At 49.6% G+C, this 23,623-nt stretch carries 29 protein-coding genes; 5 read left to right on the top strand and 24 right to left on the bottom strand.

The features are described from left to right. The first annotated feature begins 473 nt into the window (after positions 1–473). On the top strand, positions 474–848 hold the full coding sequence (locus tag BUB67_RS11615) for a DnaJ family domain-containing protein (protein WP_073239595.1): 375 nt from the start codon (positions 474–476) through the stop codon (positions 846–848). Positions 849–992: 144 nt separating this feature from the next. Here the strand turns inward: BUB67_RS11615 and BUB67_RS11610 are convergent, their stop codons facing one another. Then, on the bottom strand, positions 993–2,522 hold the full coding sequence (locus BUB67_RS11610; protein ID WP_073239594.1) for a YifB family Mg chelatase-like AAA ATPase: 1,530 nt from the start codon (positions 2,520–2,522) through the stop codon (positions 993–995). A gap of 298 nt (positions 2,523–2,820) precedes the next feature. On the opposite strand from BUB67_RS11610, the gene BUB67_RS11605 reads away from it, so the two are divergent. The 4 genes from BUB67_RS11605 (at position 2,821) to BUB67_RS16645 (ending at position 5,565) form a co-directional block, all read left to right on the top strand. After that, entirely contained in the window at positions 2,821–3,285 is a 465-nt protein-coding gene (locus tag BUB67_RS11605) for a stalk domain-containing protein (RefSeq protein ID WP_073239593.1), read from the top strand. 308 nt (positions 3,286–3,593) lie between these two features. Continuing rightward, positions 3,594–4,346, top strand: coding sequence for an SIR2 family NAD-dependent protein deacylase (locus tag BUB67_RS11600; RefSeq protein ID WP_073239599.1), 753 nt, complete (start codon positions 3,594–3,596; stop codon positions 4,344–4,346). Between the two features lie 55 nt (positions 4,347–4,401). Next, the gene (locus BUB67_RS11595; protein WP_073239592.1) at positions 4,402–5,289 is read left to right on the top strand and encodes an MBL fold metallo-hydrolase; all 888 of its coding nucleotides are present in this window, start codon (positions 4,402–4,404) and stop codon (positions 5,287–5,289) included. 117 nt (positions 5,290–5,406) lie between these two features. Continuing rightward, positions 5,407–5,565 carry a hypothetical protein gene (locus BUB67_RS16645; RefSeq protein WP_200798166.1) on the top strand — a complete coding sequence of 53 codons (159 nt, stop codon included), beginning with the start codon at positions 5,407–5,409 and terminating at the stop codon, positions 5,563–5,565. A 295-nt stretch (positions 5,566–5,860) separates the two neighbouring features. Here the strand turns inward: BUB67_RS16645 and BUB67_RS11585 are convergent, their stop codons facing one another. The 23 genes from BUB67_RS11585 to ylxM form a co-directional block, all read right to left on the bottom strand. Next, positions 5,861–6,229, bottom strand: coding sequence for a YraN family protein (locus BUB67_RS11585; protein ID WP_073239598.1), 369 nt, complete (start codon positions 6,227–6,229; stop codon positions 5,861–5,863). A gap of 153 nt (positions 6,230–6,382) precedes the next feature. Then, the gene (locus BUB67_RS11580) at positions 6,383–7,813 is read right to left on the bottom strand and encodes an NADH-quinone oxidoreductase subunit N (protein ID WP_073239590.1); all 1,431 of its coding nucleotides are present in this window, start codon (positions 7,811–7,813) and stop codon (positions 6,383–6,385) included. Then, positions 7,814–9,328, bottom strand: a complete 1,515-nt coding sequence (locus BUB67_RS11575; protein WP_073239589.1) for a complex I subunit 4 family protein — start codon at positions 9,326–9,328, stop codon at positions 7,814–7,816. Then, positions 9,329–11,263 carry an NADH-quinone oxidoreductase subunit L gene (nuoL, locus tag BUB67_RS11570; RefSeq protein ID WP_073239588.1) on the bottom strand — a complete coding sequence of 645 codons (1,935 nt, stop codon included), beginning with the start codon at positions 11,261–11,263 and terminating at the stop codon, positions 9,329–9,331. A 24-nt stretch (positions 11,264–11,287) separates the two neighbouring features. Beyond that, on the bottom strand, positions 11,288–11,605 hold the full coding sequence (gene nuoK / locus BUB67_RS11565) for an NADH-quinone oxidoreductase subunit NuoK (protein WP_073239587.1): 318 nt from the start codon (positions 11,603–11,605) through the stop codon (positions 11,288–11,290). Then, a complete protein-coding gene (locus BUB67_RS11560; RefSeq protein ID WP_073239586.1) occupies positions 11,589–12,107 on the bottom strand; it encodes an NADH-quinone oxidoreductase subunit J family protein in 519 nt (172 codons plus the stop codon). The genes nuoK and BUB67_RS11560 overlap by 17 nt, the downstream gene beginning before the upstream one ends. Position 12,108: 1 nt before the next feature. Beyond that, positions 12,109–12,600 (bottom strand): NuoI/complex I 23 kDa subunit family protein, encoded by a 492-nt coding sequence (locus BUB67_RS11555; protein WP_073239585.1) that lies wholly within the window; start codon positions 12,598–12,600, stop codon positions 12,109–12,111. Between the two features lie 8 nt (positions 12,601–12,608). Next, on the bottom strand, positions 12,609–13,658 hold the full coding sequence (gene nuoH / locus BUB67_RS11550; RefSeq protein WP_073239584.1) for an NADH-quinone oxidoreductase subunit NuoH: 1,050 nt from the start codon (positions 13,656–13,658) through the stop codon (positions 12,609–12,611). Between the two features lie 20 nt (positions 13,659–13,678). Continuing rightward, a complete protein-coding gene (locus tag BUB67_RS11545) occupies positions 13,679–14,779 on the bottom strand; it encodes an NADH-quinone oxidoreductase subunit D (RefSeq protein ID WP_073239583.1) in 1,101 nt (366 codons plus the stop codon). A 24-nt stretch (positions 14,780–14,803) separates the two neighbouring features. Next, positions 14,804–15,247 carry an NADH-quinone oxidoreductase subunit C gene (locus BUB67_RS11540; protein ID WP_073239582.1) on the bottom strand — a complete coding sequence of 148 codons (444 nt, stop codon included), beginning with the start codon at positions 15,245–15,247 and terminating at the stop codon, positions 14,804–14,806. Further along, positions 15,244–15,825: an NADH-quinone oxidoreductase subunit B gene (locus BUB67_RS11535; protein ID WP_073239581.1), complete on the bottom strand. Its 582-nt coding sequence runs from the start codon at positions 15,823–15,825 to the stop codon at positions 15,244–15,246. The genes BUB67_RS11540 and BUB67_RS11535 overlap by 4 nt, the downstream gene beginning before the upstream one ends. After that, positions 15,816–16,169, bottom strand: a complete 354-nt coding sequence (locus BUB67_RS11530) for an NADH-quinone oxidoreductase subunit A (protein WP_084127721.1) — start codon at positions 16,167–16,169, stop codon at positions 15,816–15,818. Before BUB67_RS11530 ends, BUB67_RS11535 begins: the two co-directional genes overlap by 10 nt. A 564-nt stretch (positions 16,170–16,733) precedes the next feature. Continuing rightward, positions 16,734–17,384, bottom strand: coding sequence for a ribonuclease HII (locus BUB67_RS11525; RefSeq protein WP_073239580.1), 651 nt, complete (start codon positions 17,382–17,384; stop codon positions 16,734–16,736). A gap of 107 nt (positions 17,385–17,491) precedes the next feature. Then, on the bottom strand, positions 17,492–18,352 hold the full coding sequence (gene ylqF, locus BUB67_RS11520) for a ribosome biogenesis GTPase YlqF (protein ID WP_073239579.1): 861 nt from the start codon (positions 18,350–18,352) through the stop codon (positions 17,492–17,494). A 79-nt stretch (positions 18,353–18,431) separates the two neighbouring features. After that, positions 18,432–18,989, bottom strand: a complete 558-nt coding sequence (gene lepB / locus BUB67_RS11515; protein ID WP_073239578.1) for a signal peptidase I — start codon at positions 18,987–18,989, stop codon at positions 18,432–18,434. Between the two features lie 52 nt (positions 18,990–19,041). Then, positions 19,042–19,389, bottom strand: coding sequence for a 50S ribosomal protein L19 (rplS, locus tag BUB67_RS11510; protein ID WP_073239577.1), 348 nt, complete (start codon positions 19,387–19,389; stop codon positions 19,042–19,044). A gap of 123 nt (positions 19,390–19,512) precedes the next feature. Further along, the gene (gene trmD / locus BUB67_RS11505; protein ID WP_073239576.1) at positions 19,513–20,268 is read right to left on the bottom strand and encodes a tRNA (guanosine(37)-N1)-methyltransferase TrmD; all 756 of its coding nucleotides are present in this window, start codon (positions 20,266–20,268) and stop codon (positions 19,513–19,515) included. 13 nt (positions 20,269–20,281) lie between these two features. Further along, positions 20,282–20,791 (bottom strand): ribosome maturation factor RimM, encoded by a 510-nt coding sequence (gene rimM, locus BUB67_RS11500; RefSeq protein ID WP_073239575.1) that lies wholly within the window; start codon positions 20,789–20,791, stop codon positions 20,282–20,284. Positions 20,792–20,806: 15 nt separating this feature from the next. Next, a complete protein-coding gene (locus BUB67_RS11495) occupies positions 20,807–21,208 on the bottom strand; it encodes a YlqD family protein (RefSeq protein ID WP_073239574.1) in 402 nt (133 codons plus the stop codon). Positions 21,209–21,279: 71 nt separating this feature from the next. Then, a complete protein-coding gene (locus tag BUB67_RS11490; protein WP_073239573.1) occupies positions 21,280–21,507 on the bottom strand; it encodes a KH domain-containing protein in 228 nt (75 codons plus the stop codon). A gap of 24 nt (positions 21,508–21,531) precedes the next feature. Further along, entirely contained in the window at positions 21,532–21,801 is a 270-nt protein-coding gene (gene rpsP, locus BUB67_RS11485; RefSeq protein WP_073239572.1) for a 30S ribosomal protein S16, read from the bottom strand. A gap of 37 nt (positions 21,802–21,838) precedes the next feature. Continuing rightward, complete coding sequence (ffh, locus tag BUB67_RS11480; RefSeq protein WP_073239571.1) at positions 21,839–23,179, bottom strand: signal recognition particle protein; 1,341 nt, start codon at positions 23,177–23,179, stop codon at positions 21,839–21,841. Positions 23,180–23,235: 56 nt separating this feature from the next. Continuing rightward, positions 23,236–23,589, bottom strand: coding sequence for a YlxM family DNA-binding protein (gene ylxM / locus BUB67_RS11475; protein ID WP_073239570.1), 354 nt, complete (start codon positions 23,587–23,589; stop codon positions 23,236–23,238). Positions 23,590–23,623 lie beyond the last annotated feature (34 nt).

Raw genomic sequence — 23,623 nt, 5'->3', positions numbered from 1 at the left:
TTTGTTATCCGTGAATTACTCGCTAGCGTCTTTGTTCACGCTTGACGAGGATGTGGTCTGTCACAGTTTCATCTTGTATCGATGACTTTTGACTTGACCTGTTGTGCATCCATCATCCACTGTTTAGTTTTCAAAGACCAGCTTGTCAGGCCCGATCTCGCGACCGGAACTTTATCTTACTACAACTTTCACTGTTGTTGCAAGTGAAAGTTTTTGGTAATTTGCTGACCACCTTATCGACGGCAGGAAACTCATCTTACCACTTTCATTTGCTTGTTGCAAGTGGTAATTTTTAACCGCCACCTCGCAGCGACATTTGTTATATTAACACGCATGTTGACTTAACGCAAGAGGAAATTTTTATGTATTATTGCTTTGTTGAAGGGAATATAACAAACAGTGTCAAACAACTCATAGAAAGCTCATAATTTCTAGGTGTATCGAAATATAATCATATAACAGAAGGTGAAAAAATGGACATCTTCGCATTACTTGCGGAAAATAAAATTCGTGAAGCCATTGAAAAAGGTGAACTCAGCAACCTGCCAGGAAGCGGAAAACCATTGGAAATTGAAGATTTGTCCCATATTCCGGATGAGCTTAGAGCCGGCTACAGGTTATTAAAGAATGCCGGAGTACTACCGGAAGAAATGGAGATTAAAAAAGAGGTTGTGACCTTACAAAAGCTTATTAACTATTGTTATGATGAAGACGAAAAACGTCGATTAATAAAAAAACTAAATGAGAAAATACTTCGGTTTAACATCCTTATGGAAAAAAGAAAAATAAGTTCTCCGGCTTTAAGCTATTATAAGGATAAAATTTATGCTAAATTCGGAGGCTACTGATGATTTCAGCCTTTGTTATTTAAACAGAACCGGAAAATGTTGGGGTAGGTACTGAACTCTTGGTGGAACGAAAAAAGTAGAGTCTAAAGAAGGGACGCCATCCTCGGATGACATCCTTCTTTTAAAACCTCCTCAATCAAGGCTTTACCTAAACAAACGATCCAGTCCACGGTACTGGATGGCTTCGGCCAGATGTTGAGCGGAAATGGTTTCACTTCCATCTAAATCGGCAATGGTTCGTGCCACTTTCAAAATTCTGTCATGGGAACGGGCACTTAAAGCCATCCGTTTAAAGGCATCCTGGAGTAGTTTTGCGCCTTCGGCATCCGGTTTGCAAAACCGTCGTACTTCCCTGGCACCCATGGCTGCATTGTAGGAAATGGATAAATCTTTAAATCTTTCACGCTGGATTGATCTTGCCTTTTCCACCCTTTTTTTTATCTGCAGCGAGGCCTCCCCCGGGGGCGCTTCATGTAATTCAGAATATGAAATCTTGGGGACTTCCAGATGAATATCAATGCGATCCAGCAGCGGCCCGGAAATACGGTTGATATATTTCTGTACTTGGTAAGGAGTGCAGTTACATTCTTTCTCTTTATCCAGTAAAAATCCGCAGGGACAGGGATTAGCAGCTCCTACCAGCATTATTTGGGCCGGGAAAATAAAACTGGCCGCCACTCTGGAAACACTGACGCATCCGTCTTCCAACGGCTGTCTTAATGCCTCCAAGCTGTCTTTATGAAATTCCGGCAGTTCGTCCATAAACAGAATCCCATGGTGGGCTAGGCTGATTTCCCCCGGTTTAGGAATTCTCCCCCCTCCCACCAAGCTGGCTGTGGAAGATGTATGGTGGGGTGCCCGGAAAGGACGTCTTGTGACCAGGGGATTCTTGGCGGAAAGTTGTCCGGCAATGCTATAAATTTTTGTGACCTCAATGGCTTCCTCAAAGGTGAGATCGGGTAAAATGGAGGGTAACCTCCTGGCCAGCATGGTTTTGCCGCAGCCGGGGCTACCCAGCATCAAAATGTTGTGGCCCCCTGCTGCGGCCACTTCCATGGCGCGCTTGGCAGCCAACTGTCCCCGGACATCGGCAAAGTCCAGTTCTTTTTCTCCGGCCGAATGATCGGTTGCTATCATCTCCGGTTTGTAGGGTTTTAACTCAACTTCACCCTTCAATGCAGCAGATAATTCGGTCAGGCTTGTTAACCCAAATACGTTCATACCTTGTACCAGTGCCGCTTCCGGAGCGTTGTTCAGGGGCACTACCACTTTTTTAAACCCTAATTCCCGAGCAGCTAAAACCAGCGGTAAAACCCCATTAACACCACGAATTGATCCGTCCAAAGACAGCTCTCCCAGAAATAACATACCGGAGAACCGCTCGGGATTGATCTGACCGGTGGCTGCCAGGATTCCCACAGCAATAGGCAGATCAAAGGCCGGACCCTCCTTCCTCAGATCCGCCGGGGCCAGGTTTACCGTGATCCTCTGGATGGGAAAATCCAATCCCGAGTTTTTAATAGCTGTTCGAACCCGATCCTTGGCTTCCCGTACAGCTGCGTCGGGTAACCCGACAATATCCAGGGCAGGCAACCCGTTCGACACGTCTACCTCTACCCTTACTTTTTGACCATCTAACCCTAACAATGCCACGCTGTCAATAATAGCCAGCACAATATTTCCCCCGATACTTAAATAGTGCATTTAATCCCTTACAAAGAATCATATATCAACACTTCAACAAAATTCTGACTTTTCCTTGTGTCTTTGGAAAATAACAAGGAATAAACAAACTGTTTTTCAGGATGTCTTATCCTCTACCATTATCCATGTAGTTTTCCGGCAGGACCTTGTTAAGTTTTCTTTCCCACGGTGATAAAAATTTTATTGTTCACGGGGAGTTTTATTGTATTGAACATATGCTGCTTTTCATTCGTCTAATAAATTGACGAATTTTATGTGGAGGCAGAAAATGAAAAAGCTTATTTCAATAATTCTGGCATGCTTTCTGGTTCTCAGTGTTACAGTTACAGCTATTGCTGCTCCAACCTATAATGCAGTATTTTACCTTAACCTGAACAAATACATGGTTAACAATCGTCAGTTCACTATGGATGCAACGCCGTTTATTGAAAACAATCGTACCTTTGTACCCATTCGTTACCTTGCATATGCATGTGGTGTAAAAGATGAAGACATTAAATGGGACAATACCCTTGAAACAGTTACAATGAAATTAGGTGATACGATACTCCAGATGCAGGTGGGTATTGACCAGTCTATACAGGGTGATCTTGTCGTAGACCTGGATGCGGCACCCATCATGAAGAATGGTCGTACTTATCTGCCGGCTCGCTGGATAGCAGAGGCATTTGGTTATGAAGTAAGGTGGGACGAGCAAAAGAAAGCTATCTTAATTGGGGCCCCCGGCCTTTAATTCCTTATCAACTAATGATCTTGAACACCTGTAATAATTTTCACCCAAAGCAGGCCTAACAAACCAGTATCCGGTGGGCCTTTCTGATTAACTAAACTTTCACAGTTGGACTCACAATGTCTCAGGTACGGTGTTACCCGCTCGCTCCGAAGCTTCGCACCGACAGCACTAAGACTCGCTCCGGCCGAAATGGGGCCGCCTCAATAACCGAATTCGGTAAGTATTACAAAGGGAGAGTTCTTTAATGAAACTACAGGATTTTAAACTGGAAAGATACATTAAAATAATTATTTGAAAGGAAGTTGCCTCTGCAATACCTGGAACAAATTCAACAATTGATTCATTTAGTCAGGCATGCCGGAAAAGTTCTGGCTTTAACCGGCGCCGGGATCAGTACCGAAAGCGGCATTCCGGATTTTCGAACCAAAAATACAGGCCTGTGGGAACAATTTAATCCCGAAGAGGTTGCCGGCATACAGGCACTGAAGAAGGACCCCCAATCTTTTTACCGGTTTAATTTGCAATGGTGGAAAGATTGTCTCAGGGCAAAACCCAATGCGGCCCATGAAGCGCTTGCCAGGTTGGAAAAGTCAGGCTGGCTGTTGGGGGTCATCACCCAAAATATTGATGGTTTACATCAGGCAGCCGGATCTCAAAGGGTCTGGGAAGTGCATGGGAATTTAAGAAGCTGTCACTGTCTGGCCTGTGGCAAAGAGTATGCTATAAAGCAGCTTTACCAAGACTTTTCCTGTGAACAATGTGGCGGGCTGCTGCGTCCTAACGTGGTGCTCTTCGGCGACCCCATGCCCCGCGACTATTACATCGCCGAAAAGGTGCTGTCCGGCTGCCAGCTGCTGCTGGTTATCGGCAGCAGTTTGCAGGTTCAGCCGGTGGCAAGTCTTCCTTCCCTGTCACGGCAGGTAGTCATAATAAACCGGGAACCGACACCCTGGGATCATGATGCAGAGCTGGTTTTTCGTGAATCGGCCAGCCAGGTGCTGGCTGATCTTGTAAAGGGTTTGCAGGACCTACCCGGGCCTTATTTTCAGGGCAATAGTTGATTATTTTCTAAAATGGGGAATTGGAAAGATTTCAATCTTAAGGGGGGGTAACACCTTGGCACTGGAAAAAATAAAGAATTCCGTTTATGTTTTTAAAGCACCCACCAATATTGGGGTCATCGCTTCCGATACCGGGGAAGCCATCGTCATCGACACCGGTATTGATGAATCCGTAGCTAGAAAACTGCTGCGGGAAGTGGAAAAGGAAGGTTTTCGCATAAAAGCCATTGTTAATACCCATTCCCATGCGGATCATATCGGGGGAAACCCATTCATAACTGCTCGCACCGGTGCAGTTGTCTGTGCATCGCCGTTAGAAACACCTTTTATTGAAACTCCGCTCTTTGAACCCGTTATGCTTACCGGCGGGGCTTCCCCCTGGAAGGAAATGCGCAATAAGTTTTTGCTGGCCAAGCCCAGTACAGTGGGTGAAAAACTGCAAGCCGGCCCTGTGAACCTCTGCGGGTTGCACCTGGAGATTGTGGCCCTTCCCGGGCACAGCGTGGATCAAATCGGGGTGCTGTATGACGGGGTTTTATTTGCGGGAGATGCTTACATAAGCGGAAGTCTATTGGAAAAACACGGCATTCCTTACAATGTGGATATTCAGGCATACCTGGCAAGCTTGGAAAAGTTAGGGTCTTTATCCTGTGAATGGTATGTCCCCTCACACGGGGAACCTTCCCAAGATATCACCTCTGACATCGAGTACAACCGCAGTAAAGTACTAAAGCTGATCGAACAAATTGAGAGCCGGCTTTCCGAGTCTTGGGAAGCGGAGGGATTGGTGTCTCAATTATGCTCTCACCTGGGCGTTACGGCAGCCAACCCCGGACTGTTTTTCCTGTATCGAACTGCCGTTGTGGCGTTTCTCAGTTATTTATATGAACAGGGACGCGCTAAAACGACCATTCAGGATAACCGGTTATTATGGCACAAGTAAAAGACCGCCATACCTACAGGACATAATAATTGGTTGGGGCTTGTTTTAGCCCAACCCTTTTCTTTTTCATCTCTACGTGTTAACATAGGCTAAAATTAGTACCAGAGGTGATGATTCATGCAGCGGGAACGCCCCAGCATTTCGAAATCATTGCGGACCGCCGGAATACTACTGATTATTATAAGTTTCTTTGTGGATCAGAAAGTTGAGTTTGGTCTCCTGGGCATTGCCTTTTTTGTCCTGGGAACCATGCAGTTTAAAAGACCGGGCAAATAAATTATTAATATATAAGGAGGACCTTGAAATGGGTGGCGGACCAAATCTAAACTATCATCGATGTGATTGTCCCCCGAGTTGCTATCAAGAGTTTGGCTTCGGGGTCCGTGGAACGGCCTGTTTACGATACGGCTGCACGCCGGCCTGTGTGGCCTGTTACTATTCCCGGCCGAAGAATATCCCGGCCTGCTATGAAAGCCTGCCGGGTTACCCTGAAGACTGTATTTCTCCTTTTTTCAAACCGGAGTGCAAGAAGTTCTGCAGGTATGCGCAAGGCAGTTAGTTAGTTAGCTGGTTACAAGGCATTGGGAATATGCCTGATAAATTTTTTCTTCCCATCTTCATCAAAATAAACTGCCACCACATCAAAGCGGCAGGAACTATTGGCAAGCTTTGGGCGGGCCAGCAGGTATTGTTGAGCCAGCATCCTGAGCTTGTTTTGTTTTCTGTAATCCACACTCTCTTCCGGTAAACCGTGGCTTACACCGGTGCGGGAGCGCACCTCCACAAATACCAGCGCACCGGTGGTATCCCTGGCCACGATATCCAGTTCCCCGATACGGCAGCGATAATTTCTTTCAAGCACCTGCCAGCCCATGCTGGAAAGCAATTTGACAGCCTCATCTTCTCCCCTGTTGCCCAGATCTTTTCTACTTAATTTCACGGTTTTACCTCTTCTCCAGAAAAAACTACTATTTCTTTCTGGACCATGAATGCTTTTCCCTTCAATTTTTATGTATTTCAACAGCCGGTACCGCAAAAAAGAAAATCTCCCGCCGGCTAAAGATGCGGGAGATTTAGTTATCTATTCATCAGCCTAATGCAGGAAGAAGGATTGGGCCGCCATGTTGGCCACCTCTGCCAGAGGACCAGGATAAATACCCAGAACAATGGTTGTTACCAGAGCAATAAACAGGGTCAGGGTTGTGGCGCTGCCCAGTTCAATGGGCGACGGGTCTTTGGGATCGTCCCGGAACATCACCAAAACCACCCGCAGGTAGTAGTATACCGACACCATGCTCATGATTAATCCCAGGTAAACCAGCCACATATACCCTTCCACCACGGTTTTAAACAGGTAGAACTTGCCCACAAAACCCGCCAGGGGCGGTATACCGGCCATGGAAAGCAGGCAGACCAGCATAACGGTGGCCGCCAGCGGGGCCCTTTGAACCAAACCGGCATAGTCAGCAATTTCGTCACTGTGAATTTTATTATAGACCGCCGCTACCACCGTAAAGGCCCCCACGGTGGCAAAGACATAAAGGAAAGCATAGAACATAACACCCTTGATCCCTGCTTCCGTGGCAGCCACCAATCCCACCAGGATATAGCCAGCCTGGGCAATACTGGAGTAAGCCAGCATCCTTTTAATATTGGTTTGGGGAATGGCCACCAGGTTGCCAATCAGCATACTCAAGGCAGCCAGGACGGCCACCAGCATGGCCCACTGTCCATGGAGTTCCGCCAATCCTCCTATAAATAACCGGAGTAACACCGCGAAGGAAGCTGCCTTGGAACCCACTGCCAGGAAAGATGTCACAGGTGTCGGCGCACCCTCGTAAACATCCGGGGACCACATATGGAAAGGCACAGCCGCTACCTTAAAGCCAAGGCCCGCCACCAGCATGGTAAGCCCCACAATCAGGAGCGGAGATGCTCCTCCTCCGGCAACGGCCTGAGCAACCTGTCCAATGATGATGGTGCCGGTTGCCCCGTAAACCAGACTCAAACCATAAAGAGTAACCGCCGAGGACATGGCAGCCAGCAGCAGGTATTTTATACCGGCCTCCAGGGATTTCCCCTCAATGAAACGAAAGGCCACCAATATAATGAAGGAGATGGTCATCAGTTCCATGCCCAGGTAGAGGGTAATAAAGTCGCCTGCGGAGGCCATGACAATCATGCCCAGGGTAGCAAAGATCACCGTGGAGTAATACTCAAAGTGATTGCCCACGTGCTGGTCTACATAGCGGAAAGAGCCAAAAATCACCAAAATGGCTGCCATTAAGAATAATATCTTGAAGAAAGCAGCGTAACCGTCCACCAGGTACATGCCGTTCAGCAGTTCCCCCTGGTGAGACCGGTTGACAACGGTGATGCCCAGCACCAGCAGCAGTCCCAGCACAGCGAAGCTCCCCAATCCCCTGCGGGAGCCGGAAGGAACCACCAGACCCAGCACAAAGGTGGTTAAACCCAATACAAACATCGCCAGTTCGGTTGTCAGCAGGGAAAAGTCAAAGCTCATTTATCTCCCCCCTATCTGCAGGGCTTCCTGAATGTGCGCTAAAATGGGCGCCACCCCGCTGTTCACCATATCAAACAGCAACGAGGGAAGAATCCCGCCGATCACCAGGACACCGCCCAGCACCACCAGCGGCACCAGTTCGGGACCCCTTATATCTTTAATATGGTTGTATTCCTCTCTGGCCGGGCCAAACAGGGTATTGGCCCCGGCACGCAGCACGTACAAAGCGGTGATAATGATACCGGCGATGGCCAGAACTGCCAACCAGCCAAAGACCCTGAAGGATTCCACGAAAATGGTAAACTCCGGAATAAAACTGATTAAACCGGGCAGTCCCAGGGAAGCCATGGCCGCCATCATAAATCCCACCGACAGCCGGGGCGCCTGGTGGGACAAGCCGCCCAGGTCCGGAATCCAGCGGGTATGGGTTTTCTCATAGATGAACCCGATCATGGAGAAGAACAGTGCCGCCATCACCCCGTGGGCAAACATATTGGCCACCGCCCCGTTGACCCCGATCACCCCCAGGGAAGCGACACCCAGTAAAACATAGCCCATGTGGGAAACCGATGAGTAACCCACCACATATTTCAGGTCTCTTTGGGCCAGCGCGCCCATGGCGGCATAGGCTACCCCAATGACCCCCAGTACGGCAATCCAGGGAGCCCAGAACTTGGCGCCCATGGGTAAAACAAAAATAGCAATGCGGATTAAGCCGTAGCCCCCGATCTTTTTCAGCACCCCCGCGTGGATCATAGACACGGCGGTGGGAGCGCCGGCATAACCGTCCGGGGACCAGGAATGGAAGGGCCACATGGATAGCAGCGAACCAAAGCCCAGCAGCATTAAACCAAACATATAGATCTGGAACTCTTCCGGAAAGGCCACCCTGGCCAACCCTTCAAAGCTCATGTCGGGCGTACCTGTAATGGCCACCGACTGGACAAAGGTAGCAATGACTCCCACCAGCAGGAAGGCCGAACCAATCAGCAGGTAGATGGTCAGCTTCATACCGGCGTATTCCTTGGTGACCCGCTTGGAACTCCCCCAGATAATCACCATAATGTAAATGGGAATCACCACAACCTCGTAGAACAACAGGAAAATAAATAAATCTTGGGCGATGAAGGTCCCCATGACGCCTGCAATGAGGATGAGCAGATAAATCATGAGCTCCTTGGCCCGGTGGGTGACGTTCCAGGAGGCAAAGACCGCGGAAAAACCGATCAAATTGGTCAGCAGCAGCATGGGTAAACTTAAACCGTCCACTGCCATGTAGTAGGAAACGCCTAAATCGCCAATCCAGGGAACAGGCCCGCCGAAGTCCACCCACTGCAAACCACCCACAGACCGGTCATAACCAAAATACACATAAAGGCTGAGGACCAGGGCAACCCCTGTCCCCAGGGCCGCCACCCACTTGCAGAGTTTTTCTTCCTCTTTCGGGATAAACACAATGAACAGGGCAGCGATAACAGGGGCCAGCAGGGTTAAAGTTAATACCGGGATATTCATCTATTTACCACCTCCCATGATACCGGCCGAAGTGGGGTCGCCAAAGGCCAGCACCACAGTGATGACCAGTACGGCCACGAAGAACACCAGCGCATAGGTTTGCAGTTTGCCTGTTTGCAAGTAACGGAGACCCTTCCCGGACGTTTTTGTAATACCGGCCAGGCCGTTCACAATACCGTCCACCACATGGATGTCAAACCAGTACAGCACGTTGGCGCCGGCATCCACCACGGTTCGGGTAAACCACTGGTATAATTCATCCACGTAATACTTGTTAAAGGAGATTCGGTAGAGAGTCGGGTAACGCTTGGCCAGTTCCTGTGCTGTTCTTTTTTCTTCATCCTTGTAATACAGAAGATACGCCAGCCCGATGCCGGCCAATGCCAGAACCACCGAGAGGAGCATCAACCCGATGGCAGGTTCCCCATGATGGGGTTGGCCGAAATGGATCCACCGGGACCACCAATTGGCCCATGGTGTACCGATAAGCCCCCCCACTGCGGCCAGCACGGCCAGCACAATCAGGGGGAAGGTCATGTTCCAGGGGGATTCGTGGGGGTGGTTCTCCGGTTTTTCCTTGCCGAAGAAGGCCAGGAAAATCATCCGCCACATGTAGAAAGCGGTGAGAAAAGCAGTGAAGGTTGCCATCAGGAATAAAACATACCCCAGTGTATGGCCATGTTTGGCATATTCCAGGGTTACCGCCAGAATTTCATCCTTGGACCAAAAGCCGGCAAAGGGCGGAATCCCTGCAATGGCCAGCCCCCCCACCACAAAGGTCCAGCCTGTGATGGGCATCTTTTTAATCAGGCCGCCCATGTCCCAGACGTCTGCCTTGTGATGCAGGGCATGCAGCACCGAACCGGCCCCCAGGAACATCAGCGCTTTGAAGAAGGCGTGGGTCCAGAGGTGGAACATACTGGCGGACAGGCTGCCCACCCCCAGGGCCAGCATCATGTAGCCCAGTTGAGACACGGTGGAATAGGCCAGAATACGCTTAATTTCCCTCTGAGTAACGGCAATGGTGGCCGCAAACAACGCCGTGAAGGCACCGGTAAAGGCCACCACTTCCATGGCGCCGGGGACTTCGGCAAACAGGAACAGGGTCCTGCCCACCAGGTAAACACCCGCAACCACCATGGTGGCAGCGTGGATTAAAGCGGAAACCGGGGTGGGGCCTTCCATGGCGTCAGGCAGCCAGACATGCAGCGGAAACTGACCGGACTTACCGATGGGACCGATAAACAACAGGATGGCAATGAGGGTCAGCAGTCCCAGGGAAATACCAAACTGCTCGAAGGCCGGCACCCTTTGAGCCAGTTCCGTTAAATCCAGGGTGCCAAAAACAATTTGTAAAAACAGCAGGCCCAGCAGCATGCCAAAATCACCGATGCGAGTGGTGATAAAGGCTTTTTTGGCTGCTTCCCGGGCAGATATCTTGAAGGTGTAAAACCCAATTAAGAGGAAAGAACAGAGCCCCACCAGTTCCCACATGACAAACATCTGCAGCAGGTTGCTGGAAATGACCAATCCCAGCATGGAAGCGGCAAACAGGGAGAGATAAGAGAAAAATACCGAGTACTGCGGGTCTCCCTCCATGTAACCGGTGGAGTAGATTTGAATCAGGGTTGCTACCATGGATACCATAAAGAGCATCATAGTGGAGGTGGGGTCCAGCATGACTCCCACATGCACCGTAAACCCTTCCATACCAAACCAGCGCAGGGAATAAACCAGCGGCTTTTCAATAAACCCTGGATTGGTAAACACCCCGTAGGCAATGGAAGAAGACAGGACAAAGGACGATAAAATTGCAGCAATGGATACCGTTGAACTGACCTTTGGCCAGGGCCTTGTCAGAAATACGATGATCACAAAGGCCAGAGCCGGCAACAGGGGCACCAACCAGGCATGATTTAAAGCAAATTGAACCATTCCGTTAACACCTACCTTCCACCCCTACCACTTCATCCAGTCAAAATCGTCAAGGTCAACCGATTTACGGTTGCGGTAAATGGCGATGACAATGGCCAATCCCAACCCCACTTCCGCCGCTGCCACGGTAATGACAAAGATGGCGAAAATTTGTCCGATGAAAGCCTCCGGGGTAAGAAACTTATTAAAGGCCACCAGGTTAATATTGACCGCTGTGAGCATCAATTCTATAGAGACGAGCACTGCAATGGCATTTTTACGGGAAATGGCGCCGTACAAACCAATGCAAAAGAGCGCCGCACTGAGGGCGACAAAATAAGAGGGATTAAGACCTGTCGCCATTTGATTTTACCTCCTTCACCAGCACCAGGGCGCCTGTTAGAGCCACGGTCAGTAAAATAGCCGCCACTTCAAAGGGAATGACAAAATCCTGCAATAAAATGGGGGCCAGGTTCTGCACCGTTTGCGTCGGTACTTCCTTACCGGCCGCCACCCACTGGGCCCTGGCGGTAAGCAGTCCTATGACGATAAACAGTCCCCCTACCACAGGAGCGGCAATTTTAAAACGCCGGTTTACCGGGTTGGAGTTCGCCATGTCGATTCGCTGTACCAGCATAACGCCAAAGACAATCATAATACAAACGGCACCGGCATAAACCAGCACCTGAACCGCCGCCACAAAATCCGCATTGAGCAGGAGAAAGATCCCCGCCACCCCAATAAAGGCAACAATCAGCCAGAGCACGCTGTGAACCAGGTTCTTCAAGGTGACCACCAGCAGAGCGGAACCCAAAATCATGCCGCTGAGCAGTACAAAGGCAATATAACTATAGATATTTTCCACCTTAACTCCCCTCCTTGCCTGCTGCCGGGTTTTGCTCCTCTTGTTCCCTGGCTTTGGCCGCCTCGGCAGCGGCCTTTTCAGCGGCGGCCTTTTTAATTTCCGCTTTCTTTCTCTCTACCATTTCTGGCTTCACGAACTCAATTTTAATATCAGGGCGGTGATACCGGGTTAGCTCAAAGTCTTTGGAAAATTTGATGGCGTCTTTGGGGCAGGCCTCCTGACAGAGCCCGCAAAACAGGCAGTACTGCTGGTCAAAATCGTATTTGGTGACCACTTTCTTCTTATCCACCGTCTCGGTTTCCAGCTTTATCACCCGGTTGGGGCAGGCATTTACGCACATGTTGCAGGCAATACATTTGTCGTAATAGAATTCCGGCCTGCCGTAGAAGCGGTCCGGCAGGGGCAGACGTTCCTCCGGGTACTGCACCGTCACCTTGGGTTTGAAAAAGCGGTTTAACGTGATTCCCAGTCCTTTAATAAGTCCTTTTGCCATGTGCTAGATCACCACCTTATGGTCTGGTACAGGTATTTACCGATGCCGGTTACAAAAATATTGGCGATGGAGAGGGGCACCAGTACCTTCCAGCCAAATTCCATCAACTGGTCTACCCGGACACGGGGGTAGGTCCAGCGGAACCACATGAACAGGAAAATCATGACGTAGACCTTGAGCAGGAACCAGATCCAGGAGGGAATAAAGGTAAGACCAAAGGGTGCGTGCCAGCCGCCCAAAAACAGCGTGGTGGCCATGACGGATACCAGAACCACGTTGGCATATTCCGCCAGGAAAAACATGGCAAACCCCATCCCGCTGTACTCGGTAAAGGGGCCGCAAATGATTTCCGACTCCCCTTCCACCAGGTCAAAGGGGGCCCGGTTGGTTTCTGCTACACCGGCAATTAAATAAATTAAAAATCCCAAGGGTTGCAAGAAGATAAACCAGACGTTTTCCTGGGCCCGGATGATTTCACTCATGTTCAAGGTCCCGGTAAGGATGATAACCCCTACGATGGATAGAATCAAAGGCATTTCATAACTGACCATCTGGGCCACCACCCGCATACCGCCGATGAGGGAGTATTTATTGTTGGAGGCCCAACCGGACATCCACACAATAACGGTGGACAGGGAGGCTACGGCCAGGAAATAGTAAACACCGATATTCATATCGATGGCCACCATGTCTTTGCCAAAGGGAGCCACCGCAAAGACCGCCAGGGGCGGCATAAAAATTAAAATGGGACCCAATAAAAACAGTTTTTTATCCGCACACCGGGGTATAATGATCTCCTTACTGATTAATTTTCCTATATCCGCCGTGGTCTGTAACAATCCCAGCGGGCCCACCCGGTTGGGACCGATGCGGCACTGCATGTAAGCGGATACCTTTCTTTCCATATACACCAGCCAGAGGGCGCTGATCAAAATGTATACCAGAATGGCACCCAGTTTTAAAAACATCAGGATAAAATCCGTTGCCGTATCGGGTAGGCCGGCGGATGCCAGCAGGGAACGCATCCCGCTGGCCATATTCACAAAGAGGTTCTCCACGCTGCCTCACTCCCCACTTTCTACGCGTCTACTTCACCCAAAACGATGTCAATGCTGCCCAGGATGGCGATCACATCGGCAATTTTCCATCCCTTGAGCATTTCATCCAAGTAGCCTAAATTTACAAAGGACGGGCGGCGGAAGTGCACCCGGTAGGGTTGGGTGCTGCCGTCGCTGACCACATAGGTTCCCATAATCCCCTTGGAACTTTCAATCTCCGCATAGGCCTCACCCCTAGGCGGTTTAATCACCTTGGGGACCTTTCCCTTAATGGGTCCCTCGGGCAATTGGTCCAGGGCTTGACGAATGATTTTAGCCGACTGCTCCATCTCTAAAATGCGGACGTAATAACGATCAAAACAGTCACCTTTGGCGCCCATGGGGACTTCAAACTCAAAACGGTCGTACACACTGTAGGGTCTGGCCTTGCGGAGATCGTAGTTGACCCCCGAAGCCCGCAGGACCGGACCGGACAGACTCATATCAATGGCCTTCTCTGCCGGTAAAATGGCTACGTTCTTAGTTCTGGCCTGAAAGATCTCGTTGCCGGTAATTAACCCGTTATATTCCTCAATGGCCTTAGGAAAATCATCAAGAAACTTGCGGCATTTCTCGATAAAACCCTCCGGAATATCATAGGCCACGCCGCCGATGCGCATGTAGCTGGGGGTCAACCGGGCGCCGCTGATCATTTCGAACAGGTCCATGATCTCTTCCCGGTCCCGGAAGGTATAAATAAATCCGGTCAGTCCCCCGATATCGGCGGCATAGGCGCCGGTGGCCACCAGGTGACTGGCGATCCTGGCCAGCTCTCCGACGATGACCCGGATATATTCGGCCCGCTCCGGCACTTCCACGCCCATTAACTTTTCCACCGCGATAACATAGCCCCAGTTCATCAGCATGCCGGCCAGGTAATCCAGGCGGTCAGTGTAAGGAATTACCTGAGTATAGGTCCGGGACTCGGCGATCTTTTCAATGCCCCTGTGCAAATAACCCGGCACCGGCACCGCCTTTACCACAGTTTCGCCGTCCAGGGTTAAGACAATCCTGAACACCCCGTGGGTACTGGGGTGCTGGGGACCCAGGTTTAACAGAAATTCTTCGGTCTTAATGGTCAAAGCCCATCACCTCTCTCCCACCGTTTATTCCCTGCCGCCTTCATACCGGTAGTCCTTGCGCAGCGGGTGACCTTCCCAGTTATCGTCCAGTAAAATCCTCCTAAGATCAGGATGATCCTGAAAGGTAATGCCCAGCAAGTCATAAACCTCCCGTTCCTGCCAGATGGCCCCGCCCCAGATGGGAACCATGGAGGGGACCACGGGATGATGCCGGTCCACTCTGCATTTAATATGGATCATGTCCGGTTCCCCCACGACGCTTACGTCATAAACCATCTCAAAATATTCGAGGTAGTCCACTGCGGTAACATTGGTAAGAAAGTTAAAACCATAGTTTTCTTTCAGGTCCCGCATAAACTCCACCAGGGTTTCCAGCGGTACTGTCAGGTAACCCTGTTCGGAAACCTCGATCCCCGGATATTTTGAAGCAAGTTCCCCGATCACATCCGCAAGTGGTTGGCGGGTCATTGGCGATTCACCACCTCAGGATTAATAATTTTCTCCTTTAATTTCATGAAGGCATGAATGACCGCATCGGGCCTGGGGGGACAGCCGGGCAGGTATACATCCACCGGAATCAATTTATCCACACCGGGGACCACATGGTAGGAATCCACAAAGGGGCCGCCGGAAATGGCGCAGCTGCCCATGGCAATCACATACTTGGGTTCGGCCATCTGTTCGTACAGTCGGACCACAAAAGGGGCGGCCTTCTTGGTTACGGTACCGCAAACCAGCATCACATCGGCCTGGCGCGGGGATGCCCGCATCACCTCATAGCCGAATCTGGATAAATCAAACCGGGCCATATTGGCAGCCATCAAACCTTCAATGGCGCAGCAGGCCAAACCGAATCCCATGGGCCAGAGGGAGTTGGCCCTGGCCAGGTTGAGCAGTTTTTCCAGGGGACCCACGGAAACCACTTTGGTAACCTCTCCGATGACTGCGGGTTCGGCGCCTAATTTTTTTAACCGTTTTACCGTTTCCTCGTACATCTCATCCTTAACAGGAACGTCTACCGTTTTGTCTTGATCTTTTATCTCCATTCAAGGGCACCTTCCTTCCAGGCGTACCAGAGACCTAAAACAAGAATAAAAATAAAGATAAACATTTTAATAAGACCGGCAAATCCCAGGTTTTCAAAACTCACTGCCCATGGATACAGGTAAATCACTTCCACGTCGAAGATGACAAACATTAAGGCATAGGTAAAATATTGAGTCTTAAACTGCACCCAGGAGGCTCCTTGCGTTGGCAAACCGCACTCGTAAGTTTCTAACTTAAACCTGTTTTTGCTCCGGGGGTGAATCAAAAAGCTGGTTAAAAGTCCTCCTGCGCCAAAAACAATACCCACCACCATAAACAGGGCAACGCCTACCCACTCTGACAAAGTATCCTCTCCTTTCGTGTTTATTAAAATGATGAATAATAAAAATAATCAAATACTTCTATGATGAGTAATTGTATCGAAAAGAAATGACAAGATAATAACTTTTAACTTAAGATGCAATTACTTCGCCAACATCACTCTTACGAATTTTTTTGATTTTACCTATAGGATAAGATACCCAATATTTATTCCAAAAAATCTGGTCGTTCCAAGTTGTAACAGGTTACAAAAACAGGTGGTCTTTTATCTGTTCCATTAAAGAACACCAGTCCGTTTACACAGCAAGCCCTAACTATTAACGATGTTAAAGCATTAACTTTCATATGTTCTGTCGCTCACCCGACTTTAAATTCTATTAATTCTGATTTTTTTGTATTTTTAGTATCTTGAACATTAACTTAACTTAATTTTTTAACTATCTCAACTAACTTAATTACCTAGACATACTTTGCAAAAGTAAGATTTGACTGTAAGTGATGAGGGTTACGAAAAGGGTGTGATTTAAATCACACCTGCAAAAAGAAAACAGGTGGGATTCTTACCACACCTGTACATTTCGAATATTTATTTAAACAGAACCTGCTGCTCAACAGTGGCCTTTGCGATTATCTTTTTTAAAAAGGTTATCCGGTGAATGGGGGTGGGACCCAGTTTTAACAGGGCGTCCACGTGAGCCCTGGTACAATAGCCTTTATGGCTGGCAATCCCATAGTCAGGATAACGGTTATCCCATTCCAAACATCTCCGGTCCCGGAAGACCTTGGCCAGAATCGAGGCGGCGGCAATCCCATGGGAAATGGCATCCCCGTGGATAATGCCTTCCTGGGGTATGTCCAAGTCAATGGTTTCTCGTCCGTCAATTAGCAGGTAATCAGGCCTGACAGGCGCTCCCTGTTTGTTCTGCAAGTTCAATACCGCTTTTTTCATGGCCAACCTGCTGGCCTGCCGGATATTTATTTTATCGATGTGCCGGTTGTCAACCTCTCCGATGCCTACCGCCAGGGCATGTTCGTAAATGATGTCATGTAAAGCTTCTCTCTTTTTAACAGAGAGTTTCTTTGAATCGTCAACCCCTTCTATACACAGGGCCACAGGCAAAATGACCGCCGCAGCCACAACACTGCCCAGCAGCGGACCTCTGCCAACCTCATCACAGAAGGCAACCAGTTCAATTCCCCTGTCCCACAACTTTTGCTCCAATGCCAAAGAAACCATAAAATACTACCTCTCATTTTCTGATACAGACAACCAGAAAAGTCAACAAATAAATCCCCCTGAAATATTCGATTCCAGGGGAATCATTCCTTCTTTTTGAATCTCTTTTATTCATTGGCCGGGGGCACATCAAGGGTATACCTGCCCAGGGTGCCCTCCCTGAACTCCTTTAAAATCAGTTGGGCTGCCTTTTGTTCGTCCACCACCCCGCCGGACACCAGCATCCCCCGGCGGGCTCCTATATCGGATAACAGCTTTGGAATATCCTGTGAAAGTTCAGGCAGCTTATATCTTTCCTTTACTTTATCCGGATTATGTTCTGCCAACCAGCGGAGAAGCTTCAAGGCCACTTCATAAACATCAAAGACCTGTTCTTTGATGGCCCCGGTAACAGCCAACTTGTAGCCCACCTCGGGATCTTCAAATTTCGGCCACAGGATACCCGGAGTATCCAATAATTCCAGGGACCCTTCGGTCCTGATCCACTGCTGGCCCTTGGTGACCCCCGGTAAGTCGCCGGTTTTGGCTGCCTTCCTGCCCACCAGGCGGTTGATAAAGGAAGACTTCCCCACATTGGGAATCCCCAGCACCATACAGCGGATGGCCCTAGGGCGCCGTCCCCTGGCCGCCAGTTTGGCCATTTGCTCGGCCGCCAGCGCCGCTGCCGCCCTGGGAACTTCTTTAAGCCCCTCCCCTTTGATGGTGTCCACCGCTACAGCCTTCACCCAGGGGCGTTCCAGGACCTTTAGCCACTGCTTGGTCAAGGCCGGATCTGCTAGGTCACTTTTATTTAGTATCACCAATCTTGGTTTTTTTTCCAGGATCTGATTAATCATGGGATTACCACTGCTGACCGGAATACGGGCATCCAACAATTCAATGGCCACGTCAACCAGCTTTAAAACCCCTTGCACCTGGCGCCTGGCCTTTGCCATATGCCCGGGAAACCATTGTATTTGAATATCCACTTACGGTACCTCCATGTGAAAAAAGCTTCCGTAAGAGTTTACCCGGAAACGGCCTCTACGAAAGCTTGCGCTAAAAAAATTATTTTACCAAACCGATGCGGTTCAGGGGCCAGTAAATCACTTCCGCCTTACCTACAATTAAATCCTCATCCAGGAAGCCCCAAACCCTGCTGTCGTCACTGTTGTTTCTGTTGTCACCCATCATAAAGTAGTGACCCGGGGGAACGGTTTTGGGCCCGTAATCTTGAAATGTCAGCCCCTTTGGTAAATAAGGCTCCTGAACGGGCTTATTGTTGATATAGAGAACACTGTCTTTGATTTCTACAGTATCTCCACCCCTGGCGATCAGCCTTTTGACAAAATTGCGGCTGGGGTCCAGCGGGAATTTAAATACCACAATATCACCGGGCCGGGGATCTCTCAGGTGATACGTAACTTTACTTACAATAATTCTATCACCGATCAGCAAGGTAGGCTCCATGGAGCCAGATGGAATATAAAAGGGTTCCAGAATAAAAAGCCGGATGACAGCGGCCAGCAATACCGCTATAACAATCGATTCCAGCATTTCCCGCAGGGCCGACTTTTTAGGCTTGGTTTCAGTTTGCATTTCCTGCTGAGAATCCAACTGCTCCATTGAATATTCCTCCCAAAAGCCGAAAAGGGACTGTAAGCCAGTCCCCTCCGGTTTAGTGAGTGGTAAGTTCTTTAATACGGGCTTTCTTACCACGCAGAGCACGCAGGTAGTAAAGTCTGGCCCTCCGCACTTTACCGCGACGAACCACTTCAATGCTGTCAATCTTGGGAGAGTGTAGGGGGAAAGTTCTCTCTACACCAACGCCATAAGAGACACGGCGGACGGTAAAGGTCTCGCTCAGGCCACCGCCACGGCGGCGAATCACAATACCTTCAAACACCTGAATACGTTCACGGTTACCTTCAATAACCTTGTAATTCACTTTAACGGTGTCGCCGGGTCTGAATGAAGGGATGTCCTTCCTAATTTGTTCTTGTTCCAAAGATTGAATGAGGTTCATTTGCTGTACCCCCTTCCTCGCCTAGGCGTTCGTACCTTTTCCCGAAGGCAGCGGACCGCCCGTAATACACACATAAAAAATTGTATCATATACTTCCCAAGCTGGCAAGAATTTGTGGCAAATCTAAGTCAAATCCAGTGACTGCAGAAGATTCAGTAATTCTGATAAAACCTTCTTATCCTCTTTGGTTAATTCCACTTCTTGCAGCAATTCCGGCCGGCGCTCCAGGGTCCGTAAAAGAGATTGGCGCCTGCGCCACTTGCGGATGTTTTCATGGTGGCCAGACAACAGAATCTCCGGCACCTCATAGCCCCGGTATGACCTGGGCTTGGTATAGTGGGGATATTCCAGTAAGCCATGATAAAAGGAATCTTCCTCGGCGCTGGCCGCTTCACCTAGGACCCCGGGTATCATCCTGGCCACGGCATCCACCACCACCATGGCCGGCAGTTCACCGCCGGTCAGGACATAATCCCCAATGGAGATCTCATCGGTGACCAGCGCTTCCCGGACCCTTTCATCAATCCCTTCGTAGTGACCACACACGATCACCAGGTGTTCTTCCCGGGCCAGTTCCCTGGCATAGGCCTGACTGAAGGGCTCTCCCTGGGGACACATCATGATGACCCGCTCCGGCTTACCGCCATAGATTTTTTCCAGGTGATCAAAACACTCAAACAGGGGTTCCGGACCCATGACCATGCCCGCGCCGCCGCCATAGGGGGTATCGTCCACCGTATGGTGTTTGTTGCGGGAAAAGTCACGGATATTAATGGTATTGATCTGCAGGAGCTTTTTTTCCCGGGCCCGCTTCAAAATACTGTGACTGAAGGGACCCTCAAACATTTCCGGGAAGAGTGTCAGGATATCAATTTTCATGGCTTCACCTTTTTTAGAGTAATCCTTCGGGAAGTTCCACTTCCATCTTGCCGCCGGGAACATCGATTTTCTTTACCACAGATTTTAAGGCAGGAATTAAAATATCTTTACCTTGTTCTCTCTTGACCACATAAACGTCGTTGGCCCCGGTCTGTAATACTTGAACCACCTTGCCCAGCTCCTGACCTTTCTCGTCAATAACCGTTAAGCCCACAATCTGGAAAATATAGTAACTATCCTCGGGCAAGGGCGTTAATTCTTCAGTCGTCACCTGCAGCAGCCCGCCCTTTAGTTTCTCCGCGGCGGTCATGTCCGGGATCTCGGCGAATTTAATAATGATAAACTGCTTATGGGGCCAAACCTTTTCAATGGTTAAGTTACGGCGTTGATTTTTAAGAAAAAGGGTTATCTTTTTATTTTTTGCAAAACGCTCGGGAAAATCCGTAGTGGGCAGGACTCTGACCTCTCCCCGGACCCCCTGGGTGTTGACAATTTCCCCCACTGTAATGTATTGTTCCGTCACGGTTATTCCTCCGGCTTACGAACCTCTGATTTCTGCCACCTTGCCGTCTACCAGAATAATTTCAGCGCTCATCAAGCGGTTCCAATCATCGCCCACTTGTACCTGCACAAAGCTCTCTACCTTGCCCTGCAGCACCTCGGAACCGTTTTCCAGTTTACCTACTTCTTTTATTTTATCCAGTAGCTTCAGCCTGGTATCCAGGCGCTTTTGTTTCTCCTGTTCCCATTGCGCTAGGGCGGCCTCTGCTGCACCGGGATTTTTCTTCGCTATTTCCTGCAGTTTACGAGTTTGGTACTCAATCTGCTGCAGCTCCAACTCCAGCTTGGCAACGGTTTGCCGGAGTTCCATGGCCAGGCTTTTTTTGTAGTTGTCCGTCACACGGACTTTCACCATAACAGGGCGAGTAATGGTTAGCAAACAACCGACCCCCTACAGGATAGCAAAGGAGGCTTTACGCCCCCTTTGCCTGACCGGAATTTTGTGCCGGTTTAAATAATTTCAACGACCACTTTCTTACGCTGCTTGGTTGCCGCAGCCTTAACCACCGAACGGATGGCCCGGGCGATACGCCCTTGTTTGCCAATCACTTTTCCCATGTCCTCAGGGGCCACTCTGAGCTCGATAACCACAGATCTTTCCTTTTCCACCATGGTTACTTCCACTTTGTCCGGTTGGTCTACCAGGGCTTTGGCCAGAATTTCCACAAGTTCTTTCACAGCTCTGGACCTCCCCTGTGAACCTTAGGCCTCATTGGTTTTGGCCCGGCCCGGGATAATACCGGCTTTTATAAACAGGGACTTGGCGGTATCGGAAAGCTGAGCGCCTTTCTTCAGCCAGTCCTGGGCTTTGGCCTCGTCAATTTTTACCTCAGCGGGTTGCTTGACGGGATCATAGTACCCGATTTCCTCAATGAAACGGCCGTCACGCGGGGAACGGGAATCGGCCACCACTATACGGTAAAAGGGGTTTTTCTTGGCCCCCATACGTCTCAGGCGGATTTTAACAGCCACTTTTGCATTTCACCTCCTTAGACAGGTTTAAAAAGCATTATTGAAAGAAAGGCAATTTAATTTTGCTTTTCTTGCCACCTTTGGTCATATTGGAGATCTGTTTCATCATTTTTCGGGTTTGTTCGAACTGTTTCAGCAGCTGGTTGACATCCTGCACCCGGGTGCCGCTGCCCCGGGCAATCCGTTTTTTGCGGCTGCCGTCAATTTTTTCCGGGTGCCGGCGTTCCCAGGGTGTCATGGAATAAATGATGGCCTCCACCTGGGCCAGTTCTTTCCCGTCCAATTGTTGATCCTTCAGCTGCTTGGTCAATTTGCTCATGCCGGGAATCATGCTGAGAATCTGCTCCAGGGGGCCTAATTTCTTAACCTGCTGCAGTTGCTCCAGAAAATCTTCCAGGTTGAAATCAGCCTGGCGGATTTTCTTGTTCAGTTTGGCGGCCTGTTCGGCGTCAAAGTTGGCCTGGGCCTTTTCAATCAGCGTTAATACATCGCCCATGCCCAGAATACGATCCGCCATTCTGTCCGGGTGGAAGGGTTCCAGAGCATCCAGCTTCTCACCCATACCGGCAAATTTAATGGGTGTACCGGTTACCTTGCGGACTGACAGGGCGGCCCCACCCCTGGCATCACCGTCCAGCTTGGTCATGATGATGCCATCCAGGCCCAGCTTTTGGTTAAAGGTATCCGCCACATTAACCGCTTCCTGACCGGTCATGGCATCCACCACCAGCAGGATCTCGTGGGGCTTGACGGATGCTTTCATATCGGCCAGTTCGCCCATTAATTCCTCATTAATGTGAAGACGGCCGGCGGTATCGATAATCACTACATCCTTGCCGGTACTGTCGGCGTGTTCCACCGCTGCCCGGGCAATTTTAACCGGATTTTCCTGTCCCATGCTGAAGACAGGGATTTTCAGCTGTTCCCCCAGTACCTGTAACTGCTTAATGGCTGCGGGGCGGTAAATATCGGCTGCCACCAGCAGCGGGCGGCGGCCCTGCTTGCTTAAAAGCTTGGCCAGCTTACCGGCGGTGGTGGTTTTACCGGCCCCCTGCAAACCCACCAGCATGATGACGGTGGGCGGTTTGGGAGATAAATTGATTTTAGCCTGGGTCCCGCCTAAAAGCTCTGTCAGCTCGTCCTTAACAATCTTAATAACCTGCTGGGCCGGGCTGAGGCTTTCCAATACATCCTGACCCACGGCCCGTTGCTTGACCTGGGCAACAAATTCTTTCACAACCTTGAAGTTGACATCCGCTTCCAGAAGGGCCATTTTTACTTCCCGCATGGCCTGGTTAACATCGTCTTCCGTAAGGCGTCCTTTACCCTTTAACGATTTGAAGATTTCATCCAGGCGTTCCCCTAAGCCTTTAAACATACCAGACGCCTCCTTTCCTCAGTCTGTTGAAAGGTTCCTGAGAAAAAAGCTAAACATTAAAACTCCTGCCGGTTTCTTAGGATAGATTGTAATATCTCTATGGATTTGTCCAACCCATCGGGTTCTTGACCGGCCTGATAACGCTGTAGGAAGTTTAAAGCCTCTTCAATGGACCTGTACTCCTGGCTGAATTTACCAACCAAACCCAGCTTTTCTTCATAATTCTCCAGGATCTGTTCCGCCCTTTTTAGGGTATCGTGTACAGCCTGGCGTGTCACATCAAACTGTTCCGCAATTTCGCCCAGAGACAAATCTTCCCCGTAATATAACTCAATAAAATTTTGCTGCCTTTCGGTCAACAGGCTGCCGTAAAAATCATAGAGAAGATTTATCTTATGGAACTCCTTCAAAGCGCAGTCCCCCTTATTGAGGTATAAAGGACTT

This window comes from Desulforamulus putei DSM 12395, from assembly GCF_900129195.1.
GTDB lineage: Bacteria > Bacillota > Desulfotomaculia > Desulfotomaculales > Desulfotomaculaceae > Desulfotomaculum > Desulfotomaculum putei.
This window is presented reverse-complemented; position numbering and strand designations above follow the sequence as displayed.